The sequence below is a fragment of the Woronichinia naegeliana WA131 genome (genome assembly GCA_025370055.1).
Classification (GTDB): Bacteria; Cyanobacteriota; Cyanobacteriia; order Cyanobacteriales; family Microcystaceae; genus Woronichinia; species Woronichinia naegeliana.
The window spans coordinates 1741857-1758392 of sequence record CP073041.1 but is presented as its reverse complement, the minus strand read 5'-3'; the positions used below and the strand labels follow the sequence as shown (position 1 = coordinate 1758392).

At 42.3% G+C, this 16536-nt stretch carries 10 protein-coding genes; 9 read left to right on the top strand and 1 reads right to left on the bottom strand.

All coding sequences use genetic code 11. The annotated features are described in order from the left end of the window. Window positions 1-103 precede the first annotated feature (103 nt). From KA717_09045 to KA717_09010, 8 genes are all read left to right on the top strand, one after another. Complete coding sequence (locus KA717_09045) at window positions 104-2023, top strand: CRTAC1 family protein (protein UXE62831.1); 1920 nt, start codon at window positions 104-106, stop codon at window positions 2021-2023. A 136-nt stretch (window positions 2024-2159) separates the two neighbouring features. After that, window positions 2160-2957, top strand: coding sequence for a hypothetical protein (locus KA717_09040; protein UXE62830.1), 798 nt, complete (start codon window positions 2160-2162; stop codon window positions 2955-2957). 249 nt (window positions 2958-3206) lie between these two features. After that, window positions 3207-4013 carry a PEP-CTERM sorting domain-containing protein gene (locus tag KA717_09035; protein ID UXE62829.1) on the top strand — a complete coding sequence of 269 codons (807 nt, stop codon included), beginning with the start codon at window positions 3207-3209 and terminating at the stop codon, window positions 4011-4013. Between the two features lie 105 nt (window positions 4014-4118). After that, window positions 4119-5048 (top strand): hypothetical protein, encoded by a 930-nt coding sequence (locus KA717_09030; protein UXE62828.1) that lies wholly within the window; start codon window positions 4119-4121, stop codon window positions 5046-5048. A 5-nt stretch (window positions 5049-5053) separates the two neighbouring features. Beyond that, window positions 5054-10924, top strand: coding sequence for a type I polyketide synthase (locus KA717_09025; protein UXE62827.1), 5871 nt, complete (start codon window positions 5054-5056; stop codon window positions 10922-10924). A 183-nt stretch (window positions 10925-11107) separates the two neighbouring features. After that, the gene (locus tag KA717_09020; GenBank protein UXE62826.1) at window positions 11108-11713 is read left to right on the top strand and encodes a hypothetical protein; all 606 of its coding nucleotides are present in this window, start codon (window positions 11108-11110) and stop codon (window positions 11711-11713) included. Further along, a complete protein-coding gene (locus tag KA717_09015) occupies window positions 11714-12145 on the top strand; it encodes an acyl-CoA thioesterase (protein UXE62825.1) in 432 nt (143 codons plus the stop codon). A 524-nt stretch (window positions 12146-12669) separates the two neighbouring features. Beyond that, window positions 12670-13227, top strand: a complete 558-nt coding sequence (locus KA717_09010) for a Uma2 family endonuclease (GenBank protein ID UXE62824.1) — start codon at window positions 12670-12672, stop codon at window positions 13225-13227. 121 nt (window positions 13228-13348) lie between these two features. On the opposite strand, the gene bchM is transcribed toward KA717_09010, so the two are convergent. Next, complete coding sequence (gene bchM, locus KA717_09005) at window positions 13349-14038, bottom strand: magnesium protoporphyrin IX methyltransferase (protein UXE62823.1); 690 nt, start codon at window positions 14036-14038, stop codon at window positions 13349-13351. A 194-nt stretch (window positions 14039-14232) separates the two neighbouring features. Here bchM and KA717_09000 point away from each other — a divergent pair, with 194 nt between their 5' ends. Beyond that, on the top strand, window positions 14233-16536 hold the full coding sequence (locus tag KA717_09000; GenBank protein ID UXE62822.1) for a protein phosphatase 2C domain-containing protein: 2304 nt from the start codon (window positions 14233-14235) through the stop codon (window positions 16534-16536).

Genomic DNA, 16536 nt, shown 5'->3' with positions numbered 1-16536 from the left:
AGCGTAGAACAGGCTTCCAGCCTATGGACAGGCAAGATGCCCATCCCACATTTTATTTTTAATTGCAACCAGCTACTTAAATTAACAGATTGCGAGGTTCAAGATGAAAAAATTAATAACTTTCTTAAGGGGTCAAGCTAAACGGATTTTGGCTGTGACGGTAATTCTCGCTCTATTGGTATTGGCCCAATTGCCCGCCTTGTCTCAGAGTGAAAAAAGTGCGATCGCCTCTCGTTTTGCCTTTACCCGTTTGCCCTTACCTGAAGTAACAGGGGTTCCCAAAAAACAGGAACGGGGAGTTAATCCCAGTTTAGCCCGCCATTCAGCTTGGGTTTCGGCAGTAGGAGCTTCAGTCGCTCTCAATGATTTGGATGGAGATGGTCTAGCCAATGATTTGTGTTATGTGGAACCCCGCACAGATCAGGTGATTGTGGCTCCTGTGCCAGGGACAGGCGATCGCTATCAGCCTTTTACCCTAGAAACTGTTTATAACGGCTATGATGCGGCGGCGATCGCGCCTATGGGTTGTTTGCCAAATGATGTGAATGAGGATGGTCGGGTAGATTTGTTGGTTTACTACTGGGGCAGAACGCCCGTTGCCTTTTTAAATCAGCAGAAAAAAACCTTAGAAGCAGAGAATTATTTATCACAGGAGTTAGTGCCAACCGTCGGTCAGGGAGAAGAATGGTTCACCAATGCAGCCACTTTTTCCGATTTAGATGGGGATGGTCACAGTGATTTGATTATTGGTAATTATTTTCCCGATAATTCAGAAATTCTCAATGTTAAGTCCACAAATATTGCGCCAATGCAAGATTCCATGACTCGTGCTTACAACGGCGGAACCAACCATATTTTTCGTTGGACTCAGGCCACGACGGGAAACAATCCCAGCGTTCAATTTGAGGATGTGGCGGGGGTTTTTACCGAAAACATTGCTAAAGCCTGGACTTTGGCCATTGGAACCGCCGATTTAGATGGAGATTTGCGCCCTGAGATTTATTTTGCCAATGATTTTGGCCCCGATCGCCTACTCCATAATCGTTCTCAATCGGGTCAATTGCAATTCGCACTTTTAGAAGGTGAAAAGGGTTTAACGACTCCCAATTCTAAGGTTTTGGGTCACGATTCCTATAAGGGGATGGGGGTAGATTTTGCCGATATTAATCAGGATGGTTTACTCGATATTTACGTTAGCAATATTGCTGATGAGTATGCCCTAGAAGAAAGTCATTTTCTCTTTACCAGTACGGGAGAAACGGAGAAAATGCGACGAGGAATCGCGCCCTATGTGGATCAGTCAGAATATTTGGGAGTTTCTCGCAGTAGTTGGAGTTGGGAAACCAAGTTTGGTGATTTTGACAATGATGGGGAAATGGAGGCTTTGCAGGCCACAGGTTTTCGCAAGGGTGAAACGGATCGTTGGCCTGAATTACAGGAGTTGGCTCTGAGTAATGATCTAGCCTTGCCCCATCCTACTAGTTGGTTTGCGTTGCATCCAGGGGATGACCTGAGTGGCCATGTGCCGAATCCTTTCTATGTCCGTGCGAAGGATGGTCGTTATTACGATTTTGCCAAAGAGTTGGGGTTAGATGCTCCCTTTGTGACTCGTGGTATTGCGACGGCGGATGTGGACGGGGATGGGGATTTGGATTTTGTCATTGCTAATCAGTGGGAAGATTCCTATTTTTATCGCAACGATAGTCCCCACCATAATCAGTTTTTAGGGTTGCGTCTTCAGTTGCCAACAGGTTCGGCGGCGATCGGCGCGACGGCAAAAATTTTGTTACCAAATGGTCGTTTTCTGGTGTCCCAGGTGGATGGCGGCAATGGTCATTCGGGGGCGCGTAGTCCAGAGTTGCATTTTGGTTTAGGAGATGTCTCTACCAATTCTCCTTTATCGGTTGAGGTGCAATGGCGAAATAGCCAAAGACAGCCCCAACAAAAAAGTTTGTTGTTATCTCCAGGTTGGCATACGGTTCAACTTGGCGATTCGGCAAAATCTTCTTCTAGTCTGACTTAGAAGAAAAAAAGCCCCTAAATCTAGGAGCTTCGTTCAACTTGTAATTAGGAAATATTATCACATGACATCTTTTTTTAATCCGCCTAATTTGTTAAGCCGCAGTCTAATCGGGGCTGTAGGTTTGGGAGTCGCGCTTTTGGGACTGCCTCAGTCCGCTAAGGCACTCAATATTCTTAAAGGTACTGATTACCTTTCCACGCCTGGTGCAGGTGGGACTAGTTACGATTTTGGCGGCCCCATTGGTAACGTTGTTTTTCGAGGTTTGTCTATTGGACCAGGAAATACAGACACCAAAATCAAACGACTAGAGGATGCAGTTTTCGATGACAATAACGATGGTACCTTAGAACGCACTTCCGATACCATCAATATTGAATTGGCGGCCCTTTCTTTAAAGAGCGTCAATTCAATCAATGTAAATGGTTTTTTGTATGATGTCTTAGTGGGTTTGAATAACACGCCCTCCACTGGAAGCATGACCATCAACCATAACACAGTTGCCTTCGGTGGGGGAAATTTGGGGTTTGATGATAGTGGTACATTGCAAGGAACCTTTACCTCTCAGTTTACGGTTAATGCTGAAGCTACTTTTACACCGGTGAATGGTGGTTCTTCTTTGTCCCCCGTTTCCACCTCTTTTCTCTTAACTAATACAGGGGCAGACTGGTCTCATACACCTCCAGCAGGTGCCCTTTTGGTTACTGGTCCAGCAGGAGATGGTAATGCCAACACACATACTTCTCCTCCTCCTGGTTTTGGAGATTTTTATCCTGGTCCAGCAGTACATGGTCCTATTGATACCCATGAAACAATAATTGCTGTTCCCTGGGAAACCGACGCTCTTCCTGTTGTAGGTAGTACCGTTCTTTTTGGCTTTGGGCTTTGGGCAAAAAGCAAATTTGCTAAATCGAACAAAAATGTCGATCTTGACTAATAGCTTCATTGCCAGTTAGTACTTGGCTCTCTGATAAAATAAGTCCCCCTTCAACGGGGGATTTAGGCAACTAAAGTTCTGAAATAAAAGAAATCTTTTTATCCAGTATCAAACTGCGTAAAAAAGCCCTAAATCTTTAGTCATTTCATTCAACTTGTAATTAGGAAACATTATTTCATGGCATCTTTTTCCTCATCTAGTTTGTTAAGCCGCAGTCTAATCGGGGCTGTAGGTTTGGGAGTCGCGCTTTTGGGACTGCCTCAGTCTGCAAGTGCGTTTAATATTATTAAAGGTACTGATTTTCTGCACACACCAGGTAATGGAAACACCAGCTTCGATTTTGGCACAGGAATTGATGTCGTTACTTTTAAAGGTTTAACGATTGGGCCAGGAAACACAGATACTAAAATCACACGACTACAGGATGCAATTTTTGATGACAATAATGATGGTATTTTGGAGCGTACTTCCGCGACTATCAATATTCAATTGACGGCTCTCTCTCTAGAAAGCATTGCTCCCGTCAATGTGGGTGGAAACCTCTATGATGTCTTCGTTGGGCTTACAGCTAACAATCCTTCAACGGGAACCATGACCATCAGCCACAACACAGTTGCTCTCGGTGGGGGAAATTTGGGGTTTGATGATAGTGGTCAATGGCAAGGAACCTTTACCTCTCTTTTTGATGTTAATTTCGATGCCGCCTTTATTCCGCAGAGTGTTGGCTCTCAATTCACACTTTCAAACTCTATTTCTCTAATTAATCAAGGAGCAAACTGGACTCACAATCCCAATGGAGCTTTATTAGTTCGCGGGCAGATCGGAGACGATAGCGTCAATTGTTATAACACGACTGGTCCAGGGTGTGATCCAGGAGACTTTTTCCCTGGCCCCGCTCAACACGCTAAAGGTAGTCCTGGTTTTCCCGATGGGCATGGGACAGAGGTTGCTACGCCTGAACCTTTAACAATTTTAGGTTCCTTAGCTGCGCTGGGTTTTGGAACCGCTTTTGAAAAGAAACGGGGCAAGAAAAGTAAGAAAGATCAACAGGATTAATTTTCTGTTGATCTGTAGGGGGTTTGGTTTCCAAATCCAATTAAAATACCTGATTTCGGAATCAAGCTCCTGCATTTTTGTGATTAACTCCAGAGGATTTTACTGATGACTCAATCCCTTACTACACAACCCGATCGCCTAGCTGGATTACGTCGTTTTGCGATCGCCATTAGTTTTTTGACTATTTTGGGCCATAGTTTCCTTGGCTTTGAAGCCTCCTATGCCTATCCCTTAGTTTCCCTAGCAACAGGTTATAGTGTTGAACTGTTATTAGAATTGATTGACGCTAAAGTTAATCACTTTCAACCTCGTTTTTTAGGGAGTTTTAAAAACCTAGTTGATTTCTTATTACCTGCTCATATCACTTCCCTAGCGATCGCCATGTTACTTTATAGTAACGAAAGACTCTGGCCGATTATGTTTGCGACTTCAGTGGCGATCGGTTCTAAAGCTCTCTTTCAAGCGAAGATAAATGGCAAAGTACGACACTTTTTAAATCCCTCTAATTTTGGCATTTCTCTGACCTTAATTTTACTTCCCTGGGTCAGTATTTCTCCTCCTTACCAATTCACCGAAAACCTCTACGGTTGGGCCGATTGGTTATTACCTTTAGTCATTGTTTGTACAGGTACTTTTTTAAACATTCGCTTCACCCAAAAAATGCCCATGATTATTGCTTGGCTAGGAGGATTTTTTCTGCAAGCTTTTGTGAGAAGTTATATTTTTGGGACACCTTTGTTACCCGCTTTATTGCCGATGACGGGCGTTGCCTTTGTATTATTTACTTTTTATATGGTGACAGACCCAGGTACAACTCCCAGTAAACCCTTAGATCAGATAATTTTTGGCGCATCTGTCGCCCTAGTCTATGGCATTTTAATGGCTTTTCATGTTGTTTTTGGACTCTTTTTTGCCCTTACCATTGTTTGTTCCATTCGGGGTTTAAACCTTTATCTTCAAGAATGGTTTGCCAGTCCTTTCCTGCCTAAATTTAGTTCCTCTGCTATTCCCCTCGTTTCCGAACCTCAACGGTAAAAATCATGACTCCTGCTATTGCGATCGTGGGGATGGCCTGCCGCTATCCTGATGCCAATTCCCCCCAAGAACTCTGGGAAAATGCCCTAGCTCAACGCCGCGCTTTTCGTCGTATTCCTCCCGAAAGATTGTCTCTCTCCGATTATTTTTCCGAGGACTTAAATACCCCTGATGCTATCTATTCAAGCCAAGCCGCTTTAATTACGAATTACGAATTTGATCGGGTTAATTTTCGGACAGTGGGTAGTACCTATCGTTCAGCCGATTTAACCCATTGGTTGGCCCTAGAAGTAGCGGCTAATGCTTTAGCAGATGCAGGTTTTAAAAACGGTGAAGGTCTTCCCAAAGAGACAACAGGAGTGCTTTTAGGTAATACCTTGACGGGAGAGATGTCACGGGCTAACACTTTGCGTTTGCGTTGGCCCTACGTCCGTCGCACGGTGGCAAATCTTTTAAGTCAAAAAGGAATGAATGCCGAAGAAAAACAGTCTTTTTTATTAGAATTAGAAAGTCAATTTAAAGCTCCTTTTACTGAAATTGGGGAAGAATCCTTAGCAGGAAATTTATCGAATACGATCGCAGGTCGAATTTGTAATTATTTTGATCTTAAAGGGGGCGGTTACGCTGTTGATGGAGCCTGTAGTTCTTCTTTGTTGGCGATCGCCCAGGCCTGTTCAGGGTTAATCAGTGGTGATTTAGACGTGGCTCTGGCAGGGGGAGTAGATATTAGTATTGATCCCTTTGAACTAGTGGGATTTGCCAAAGTAGGGGCTTTAGCTCCCGATGAAATGCGAATTTATGATCAACGTTCGACGGGTTTTATTCCAGGAGAAGGTTGCGGTTTTGTGGTTTTAATGCCCTATGAAACGGCGATCGCGGAACGCAAACCCATTTATGGGGTAATTCGTGGTTGGGGCATTTCCTCCGATGGTCACGGCGGGCTTACTCGGCCAGAAGTTGAAGGTCAACGCTTTGCTATTCAACGAGCCTATCGTCGGGCGGGTTTTGGCATTGACAGTATTGGTTATTTTGAAGGTCATGGTACGGGAACGGTTGTTGGCGATGCGACTGAATTAGCGGTTTTAAGTTCTAGTCGTCAAAATACAGAAGTAAACCCAGAAAATTCTCAAGCAGTTATTGGTTCTATTAAAGCGAATATTGGCCATACCAAAGCCGCCGCAGGTATCGCAGGTTTTATCAAAGCAACAATGGCTCTGCATCATCAAATTTTACCGCCGACAACGGGATGTCAAACGCCTGCTGAAACGTTGCAACAGGAAAACGCACCTCTCAAAATTTTAAAAAAAGGACAACTTTGGCCCGAAAAATTGCCATTAAGAGCCGCCGTTAGCGCAATGGGATTCGGGGGAATTAATAGTCATGTTGTCATTGAAGGAGCCAGTACAATCCGACGACAAGCTTTAACTACCAAAGAAGAAACCCTTTTATCCAGTTATCAAGATAGAGAATTATTATTATTTTCCGCTACGACTGTTGAAGATTTATTACAAAAAATTGAGCATCTTTTAACATTTACTTCCCAATTATCTCTAGCAGAAATAGGAGATTTAGCTGCCGAACTTGCTAAAAATATAGATAATAAATTATCCTTACGTGCGGCTATTATTACTCGTAATCCCCAGGAATTAACTCAACAGTTAAAAATCCTCAAAAACTATCTAGAAAATCCCCATACTCAAGACCTTAACCAAGAAAACATCTTCATTTCCCCCCCTTTCCAAGGGGGGCTAGGGGGGATCAAATCTTTCAAAGAGGGATTAGAGACGATTAAAATCGGCTTTCTTTTCCCTGGCCAAGCCGCCCCTGTTTACCCTAATGGCAATCTCTGGGAACATCGTTTTCCCGCGATCGCGGCCCTCTACCAACAAACAGAATTACCCATTAATGAACCCCTGCAATCTACCCTTTTGGCTCAACTTGCTATCATTACAGCCTCTTTAACTGGTTTAGAAATCCTCACACAATTAGGGATTACCGCAGAAGTTGCAGTGGGTCATAGTTTAGGGGAACTTTGCGCTCTCCATTGGGCAGGAGTTTATAACCAAGAAAGCCTAATAAAACTAGCAAAAATGCGCGGTCAAATTATGGCCAATTTAGGAGAATTAACAGGAACAATGGCCAGTATTGGCAGTGATCAAAAAACGGTACAGACTCTCATTGCAGCGCAAAATGTAGTCATTGCAGGTTTAAATTCTCCACAACAAACGGTTATTTCTGGGGCAATTAATGCAGTTAATCAAGTTGTAGAAAAGGCTAAAAATCAAGGAATAAAAGCAATTATTTTACCTGTTTCCCAAGCCTTCCATTCTCCCTTCATGAAAGACGCGATCACTCCTTTTAATGACTATTTAGTAAAAGAAACCTTTTCTCCTCTACAAAAATCAGTTATTTCTACCGTAATAGGTTCCGATTTAAAATTCGACCAAAATATTTCTTCCTTGCTTTTACAACAATTAACTGATCCCGTTCGTTTTATTGAAGCTGTTACCATTGCCGATAAAAAGATTGATCTCTGGATTGAAGTTGGGTCAGGACAAATTTTAAACCGTTTAGTCAAGGATTTTCTAACGACTCCCGTAATTTCTCTTGATAGCAGTAGCAATTCTTTACAGGGATTATTTCAGATTGTTGCCAGGCTGTTTAGTTTAGGGATAGAGATTAACTATCCAGTTGTCTTTTCAAACCGTTTTCATCGTCCCTTCGATTTAAATTGGCAACCTAAATTTTTTGCCAATCCCTGTGAATTAGCCCCAATTTTAGCTGGAGATAGTGAATTATTGAGGATTCAAAAGCCAACAGAATTAGCTTCTATTGAAGCCGAAAAAAACGTAATAGTTGGTAATCCTTTCGCTAAATCGGCAACCTCAAAAATTGACTGTGTACGTCATCTTGTCGCTCAACGAACAGAATTACCGATCGCCGCAATTCACGACCATCATCGTCTTCTGAGTGATCTGCATCTTAACTCAATTACCGTTGGACAGTTAGTTGTAGAAGCGGCTCGAAATTTGGGTTTAACTCCTCCCATTTCACCTACCGATTATGCCGATGCCAGCGTCAGCGAAATTGCCCAATCATTAGAAGATTTGACACTGGTAACAGATAATCCTAGAGAGGAACATTTTCCCGCAGGTGTAGCCCATTGGATACGTCCTTTTACTGTGCAATGGGTTGAAGAAAAAACTCAAGATTCAAGGTTAAAATTTGAGGGATCGGATTGGCAAATTATTGATTTAGTCGATAATGATTTGACCCGCGCTTTGTCAAAAATAATTAAAGCCTGGGAAGGAATAGGAGTTATAGTTTGCTTGCCAAGTAATCCGACGTTAAATGCTCTGGAATCTCTGTTAAGGTCAGCTAAAAATTGTCTGCAAAATCCCCAATCAACTCATTTTGTTTTAATTCAGAATAATCATTATGCGGCTAGTTTCGCTCGCACTTTTTTTTTAGAAAACCCTCAAATTATAACCTGTGTGATCAATCTCAATTTTGATGATCCCCAGGCAAAAAATTGGATTGAGACAGAAGTTAAGACTGCCCAGACTTTTGTAGAAGTAACTTATGATATTCACGGTGTTCGACGTACTCCAACCCTAGAACTCCTAGAAATACCTTTTACTTCTATTGCTCCCAACTTTCAAGTTAATGATAATGATCTACTTTTGGTTACAGGGGGCGGTAAAGGAATTGCCGCAGAATCTGCTTTAGTATTAGCGAAAACAACGGGAGTATCGCTAGTTTTATTAGGACGTTCAGAACCTAAAAATGATCCAGAACTCGCTCGAAATTTGTCAAGGATGACATCAGCAGGAATTAAGGTTAATTACTTTTCCTGTGATGTGACGATTCCAGAAAAAGTTGCTGAAATTATCCAAAAAATTGAGATTAAATTGGGTAAAATTACAGCTATTATTCACGGAGCAGGGGTTAATCAACCTAAACTCATTAGAAATTTAGAGTTAACAGATTTTATTAACACTTTTGCCCCTAAAGTTAATGGTTTAGCAAATTTACTCAATGCAATTCCCCATATCCAACTTAAACAATTAATTACCTTTGGCTCTATTATCGCCCGTACTGGTTTACCAGGTGAGGCTGATTATGCTTTAGCTAACGATATTTTAGGCCATTTAGTTTCCCAATTTCAGGGTCAAAATCCTCATTGTCACTGTGTCAATATTGATTGGTCAGTGTGGTCAGGAACAGGAATGGGAGAACGTTTAGGACGCATTGATTCACTTGTGCAGCAGGGTATTACCCCTCTTTCACCCGATCAGGCGATCGCCGTTTTGCGTCAATTAATGAGCCAAGTTTTACCCACAACATCAGTGGTTGTAACAGGTCGTTTTGGGAATCCCCCGACCCTAACATTAAGTCATCGAGAATTGCCTTTATTACGCTTTTTAGAAAATCCCAAAGTAGATTATCCAGGGATTGAATTAGTCGTTGAAGCAGAACTGTCTTTAGCGACTGATCCTTACTTGCAAGATCACGTTTATCAAGGAGAATATATTTTTCCTGCGGTGATGGGGTTAGAAGCGATCGCCGAAGTAGCAATGGCCTTAGCTGACACAACAGAAATTACTCAACTAGAAAATGTTCAATTTAACCGTCCGATTGTCGTATCGACAGATAATCCCCCAACCATTCGTATAGCGGCGATCACTCGTGAAACCAACCAAATTGAAGTTGTTATTCGTAGCGAACAAACTGCTTTTGCTATTGATCATTTTCGCGCCATCTGTCGCCTAACATCCCCTGCCTCCCCCTCTCCCCGTCCCTCCCTCTCCCCATCCTCCCGTCCGAATGTCGATCCCCCAACCCATCTCTACAAAGAATTACTTTTCCATCAAGGGCGTTTTCAACGATTACAAAGTTATCATCATTTAAAAGCAATGGAATGTATTGCAGAAATTAAAACTGATACTCGAACCCCCTGGTTCAGTCGTTATTTACCCCAAGATTTAAAATTAGGGGATGCAGGTGCCAGAGATGCTGCTATTCATGCCCTACAAGCTTGCATTCCCCATGCAACAATTCTTCCCGTTGGAATCGAAAAGTTAACTATTTATCAAGTTAATGACCAGGTGAATCATCAAGTGACAGCCATTGAACGGGAACATGATGGCGATCGCTTTATTTACGATCTCTGGGTAACAACAGAATCGGGTACTATTTTAGAAGTTTGGCAAGGTTTAACTCTACAAATTATCCAGAAAAAGCCTCCACAATCACCCTGGTTAGCAGAATTGTTACCAGCCTATCTAGAGCGTTGTTTACGGGAAAATATTCCTTCAGTTAACAATAGCAATTTTAGCCTTATTTTTGATCAAGATGGGACGGTAGAACCACGAATTAGAAGCGATCGCGCTTTAGCCCATTTAACCGCAACAACAGAATTAATTCGCCGCCGTTTAGATGGTAAACCCGATGATATTAACGGTCAGTTTGTCTCAGTTTCCCATTGCCAAGATCTAACTTTGGCGATAACAGCGAATACCCCTCTTGCCTGTGATTTAGAAATGATTACTCCTCGAAATCCTGATCTTTGGAGAGATTTATTAGGGCAAGAAACTCTGGCATTAGCTCAACTTTTGACCAGGGAAACTAATGAAAGTTTCGATACCATTGCCACTCGTCTTTGGGCCGCAAAGGAATGTTTGAAAAAAGTCGGAGCCATGCCTAATGCAGCTTTAGCTTTTACTCAGGCAACAGAACAAGTTATTTGGTTTCAATCAGGAATTGTTTTGGAGAAACAACTCAATTTAGCGATCGCGACGTTTGTCATTACCTTGCACAATTTCGATTCTCCCTTAGTGATTGCTCTGTTAATTGCCAAGGTGAAATCTGGATAAATAGATGAGAACTCTTGCAAAAGTCCGAAAAGTCCCCCTTTTTAAGGGGGATTTAGGGGGATCGATACGCGCTTATGCAAGAGGTCTATGCTAATTAAAAATTTTTTTTAGCAATTCAAACTGGCAATTCTAGAATACTAGATTTTTCTTAACTTAACTTCCTAAAATCAACAACAGGTAACTATGACGACCAACAAAACACTACCAAATTTAAGCAATCCGTTACATCCCCTTAATGTTCTAATTCAACGCATTATTTATGCCCTCAATGGACGTTGGTATAAATTGGGAATGCAAATTTTTATGATCGTTATTGTTCTGCATTTATCAGAACATATTATTCAATGCTTTCAACTGTGGGTATTGCATTGGCCGCGCCCTCAATGTTTAGGCTTACTCGGTTTATGGCAGCCCTGGTTAATCAAAACCGAATATTTACATTATGCCCATGCTTTATTTATGCTACTCGGATTTGCAGTTTTTCGTCCTTCCATGACGGGTAAGGCTCGTTTTTGGTGGGATGTAGCCTTTATTATTCAATTTTGGCATCATTTTGAACACGCCTTACTTCTCGGTCAAGCTTTAATTCATCAAAACCTCAATGGATTTGCCGCGCCAGTTAGTATTGCTCAATTAGTGGCCCAACATTTCAGTGGTCTTCCCTTTAGTGGTCAACCCTGGCTGCCTCGCATTGAATTGCATATGTTTTATAATCTAATCGTCTTAATTCCTATGGTAATTGCCCTTTATTATCATCGTGTTCCCCCAACTCAAAAGGTAACTAATTAAATGAGAAGTTATGATTATAAACACATTGTCGGCTTTGAAGAAACTAACTTAGTCGGCAATGTTTATTATGCTAATTATATTCTTTGGCAAGGTCGTTGTCGAGAAATGTTTTTATATGACCATGCGCCCGATATTATTCAACAATTTTCCCAGGGTTTAGCCTTGGTGACAGTGCGAGTTTCCTGTGATTATTTCTCAGAATTATATGCCTTTGATCAGGTGACAATTCGTATGAGCTTAAAGGAACTTAAACAAAATAGGATCACCATGCTTTTTGACTATTGGAAAATCTCGGACAAGGGGGAAGAATTAGTCGCCAAAGGTGAACAACAAGCCGCTTGTATGCAGAGACAAGGGGAAAAAATAGTAGCGATCGCCGTACCAGAGAGTTTACGAAGGGCCTTGGAAGAGTACGGAGGAGGAGCCAGGTAAAAAATCAAAATTGGCTTATTCTGAATCTTAAAATCCTACCTTGCTGTGAATCAATAACCCTAGAGCGTGTCATCAATCAGCAATTCTAAATTTAAGGATGGGTAAGGGGTAGAAAAAAAGGATAATGGGAAAGAACAACAAGGGAGACAGAGAGGACGAAAAGATGCAAGGAATAATGGTAGTGATTCGATAGTAGTGGTGGTCTAAAGAGCTTATAGAGCAAAGATCATGTAGAATATAAACTAATATAAATATTTGTCAAATCTAGCCCCTAAATTAACTTTTTTATGACTAATCTTTTTGCACTCTTCTTTTTCCTGTTAATTCAATTGACTGTAGAACAGGAATTGTCAGAGAAATATTGTCCATTGTCCCGCAGAAACTAATCCTAAACCCTCTTAACAATTACAGTGATCGCTGAAACGACGCAAAATCGTTCCAAATTTATTTTTGTTATTTTAGAATGTAGGAAATGGAGAGGCGATCGCTGTTAAAATTAAGGAGATTTTGGAAGGAATGAAGCGATGACAGTTGCAGCCATTAGACCCATAACAATCGAAGAATTTTTGCAATTACCAGAAACAGAACCTGCTTCCGAATTTATTAATGGAAAAATAATACAAAAACCGATGCCTCAAGGCGAACATAGTCAACTTCAGATTGACCTCTGCGAAACGATTAATCAAATTGCCAAACCTCAAAAAATCGCTAAAGCCTTTCCTGAACTGCGTTGTGTGTTTGGTGGATTAGCGATCATTCCCGACATTACTGTATTTCGTTGGGAGCGAATCCCTCGATTGCCATCAGGACGGATTGCCAATCGTTTTGAAATTTATCCTGATTGGGCGATTGAAATTCTCTCTCCCGATCAAAAATATAAGCAAGTCCTCGCCAAACTATTACATTGTGCCGAGTATGGGACAGAATTAGGGTGGTTGCTGGATGCTGAAGATGAAAGTATTTTAGTTGTGGATAGCGATCGCCGAGTACGGGAACTTAAAAACAGCGATCGTCTGCCTGTTCTGACCGGAATTTCCTTAGAACTAAACGTTCAACAAGTCTTTAGCTGGTTAATTTTTTGATAAGTATCGTTAAGCAGAAGCCTTGAACTACAACATAGTTTAGCGAAAGATTACAGTGCTAGATAAAAGAAAAAAACGCGATCGCCGTTGATCAAAAAATGACAAAAATTAATAGAAGATTTTAGAGCCGAACTGCTTCCAGAATACGAGAATAATAGAAACGAGTACTAGTCATATCATTGCGCTGCACCTGTAAACCATTATCTTTAAGCATTTCCTTAATATCTTCCTCTTTATGTTGATAAGCACGGGTGGTTTTACTGGGGCCTGGAAATAATTCCCCCACCTTTTTCAGTAACGTTAATCCTAACGTCTTCGGTGCAAAACTGAGAATGAGACGTTTTTCTGCTAGGGAAGCTAGATGGGCAATCATTCCTCTCGCCTCCGTCGATGGATAATGAATGAGTACATCTAGGCAAATAACCGTATGATATTTACCCGATAACTTTTCTAAGTCCTGGGTCATAAAAGTTGGTACATTCCCTAAACCCAATGCTTCCTGCGCCCTCTTTTGAGCTTCTCCGACCATTTTTTCGGAAATATCACTGCCATAGACGATCGCCCCCGATTGAGCCAAAGGAATACTTAAACTGCCTACACCACAACCCGCATCACAAACCATCAGGCCAGGTAAATTGCCATCACTGATTAGCCAACCAATTACTGTATTAATTGTTTGTTGATGACCAATACGAATATCCTTCTGAACCTTGTTAACACTGCCATCCCCATAGATTCGCCGCCAACGGTCAAACCCCGTTTCATTAAAATAGTTCTTAACAATAGTCTTGTCATTCGCGACGTTGGTCATAATGGGAGGAGAAAATTTTGAAAACAACTACCTACTCTATCAGGTATTGCCTAGCTCTAACATGGTGTGCTATCCCTGAAAAGAAATGTCCACAATACTGCCATTTTCTTTAAAATTATTCTGTGATTGCTTTTCGGTGAAACCTAGTGTCAACCCTCTGCTGCTCGAATCCTACTTGCCAAGCCATAAACCCTTTGGATAATGCCACTTGTATGACCTGTGGAATTCCCCTGGTTAAACGTTATTTATGGGCCGTGGGAGATTGGATTAATGCCTATCAAATGGGCGAGTTGATTGAAGAACGTTATTTACTCCAACGACCTCACGTTTTGTTAGATACGTTACCCGCCCTCAAGCCGAATCATCCAGAGGAAATGCCTAACGGGATTAAGCCCTATCTGAAGTTGTTCCCCTTAAGGCTTTATATTCCTCAGGTTTACAGTTATTTGCCTAGCCCTGATCCAGAAATGAATTTGGAAATTTGGCTATTGGAGTATGGGTCTTTACCGCTAGATGCTCAGGGAGAATTGCAATATCCGAATTTGTTACCAGAATTATCAACGCTGTGGGCTGAGGCTTCACCGTTACAACAATTAATTTGGTTGTGGCAGATGGCTCGACTATGGCAACCTCTACAGGCTAAAGGAGTCGTTTCCAGTCTTTTACAAGCTTCTTTGCTGCGAGTTAATGGCTTGAATGTACAGCTAATGGAATTGTGCTTAGATGAGCATCGGTACCATACGATTAAGGAGTTGGCAGAGGTTTGGTCGCCCCTCCTGAGTCATCCCCAAGCGGCGATCGCTGATTTTTGTCAGGGGGTCAAAGACAATTTGGAAAACGGGAAAATTCCCCATGCAGAATCTTTAATTACTTTATTAGAAAAGGCGATCGCTGAACTGGCTAACCATTATCAATATCGTTACCAGATCGTTACAGCTACGGACACGGGCCCTAATCGTGAGCATAATGAGGATTTTTGTTATCCTGTCCCCATTCCCAGCCCTGTTCCTGAAAAGGCTTTACCAGAAGAAGAACCGGCTATCACTCGCCCTGTTAGCAAGCTGAGAGGGAGAAATCCTATCAAGATTTCCTTTCCCAAGGATGATCCACCCACCCCAGAGTCATCAAACCTAGAGGCACTGACGCAAGATCCGCCAGTAGAAGTCAGTATGGTGGAAGATCCCAATAATCTGGAGTTGTCAGTTGAAACCGTCCCCACTGAGCCGGAAGTGGAAGTTCTCACCCTGGAAAACTTAATGATTATTTGTGATGGCGTTGGCGGTCAAGACGGTGGAGAAATTGCGTCCCAATTAACGGTCAAGCATCTCGTTCAAGAAATTGCCACCCGCTTACCTTTTGCTCAAAAATCTTCTCCAACACCTTCTGAACAATTGCCCTATCAGCAAGTTTTACAGGAGCTTGAGCAAGGGATCAATCAGGTCAATGATCGTCTCAATAACCGTAACAATGAGGAACATCGCACGGAACGGGAACGGATGGGGACAACTCTCGTGATGACGTTGGCCGAGCATCAATCCCTTTATATTGCCAATGTGGGAGATTCTCGTTGCTATTGGATTACGGAAAATAGCTGTCAGCAGGTGACGGTGGATGATGATCTAGCCTGTCGAGAGGTGCGTTTAGGTTACGCGCTTTATCGGGAAGTAGTGCAATTACCCCGATCCGGTGCTTTAGTGCAGGCAATGGGAATGGCGGCTTCTGACTCCCTTTACCCCGCCTTACAGCGATTATTAATCTCCGATCGCTCCCTCTTTTTACTCTGTTCGGATGGCTTGTCGGATTTTGATCGGGTTGAACAGTATTGGCAGACGGAATTAGTTCCCATTTTGACGGGAAAAGTCGATTTGTTGACAGGCCGCGATCGCTTAATGGCTTTAGCCAATGAAAAAAATGGCCATGACAATACCACGATTGGTCTATTACTTTGTCAAGTGGAAGCCCCTGAAACATTACCCACTCTGTCCTATCAGGCGGTTGAAACCCAAGTCTCTAGCAGGACGGCTTCTAACACGATGAATGCGATCACTGCCGAAGCAAAAATGCTGACTCCTTTGCCCAGGATGCCGGTTCCTCATCGGCGGCTACCGTCTGTTTTATATACACCCATTTCTCTCAAGGCGGGAATTGCACTTATTTTTGTTGGTACTGTAAGTTTGTTGGGACTTTTCGGTTATAGCTTTTTTCTCTGGTTTACAGCGAGATCACTAGAAGTTGCTCCTCCAGAAAATGTATCTTCTACGCCTATTCCCGATAGCTCTATCCCTGCAACACCTATTCCCGATAGCTCTATCCCTGCGACACCTATTCCAACAACGCCTATTTCTGCGACACCAATCCCTGCAACACCTGTTCCTGCGACACCAATTCCAACAACACCAATTTCTGCGACACCTGTTCCAACAACACCTATTCCCGATCGCTCTATCCCTGCGACACCTATTCCTGCTTCCCCATTGCCGCTTTCTCCTAGCCCCTAA

Bases quoted from the DNA above. Each gene is read 5' to 3' on its own strand.
- KA717_09045 (UXE62831.1), top strand. From the start codon at position 104: ATGAAAAAATTAATAACTTTCTTAAGGGGTCAAGCTAAACGGATTTTG.
- KA717_09030 (UXE62828.1), top strand. From the start codon at position 4,119: ATGACTCAATCCCTTACTACACAACCCGATCGCCTAGCTGGATTACGT.
- KA717_09025 (UXE62827.1), top strand. From the start codon at position 5,054: ATGACTCCTGCTATTGCGATCGTGGGGATGGCCTGCCGCTATCCTGAT.
- KA717_09020 (UXE62826.1), top strand. From the start codon at position 11,108: ATGACGACCAACAAAACACTACCAAATTTAAGCAATCCGTTACATCCC.
- KA717_09015 (UXE62825.1), top strand. From the start codon at position 11,714: ATGAGAAGTTATGATTATAAACACATTGTCGGCTTTGAAGAAACTAAC.
- KA717_09010 (UXE62824.1), top strand. From the start codon at position 12,670: ATGACAGTTGCAGCCATTAGACCCATAACAATCGAAGAATTTTTGCAA.
- bchM (UXE62823.1), bottom strand. From the start codon at position 14,038: ATGACCAACGTCGCGAATGACAAGACTATTGTTAAGAACTATTTTAAT.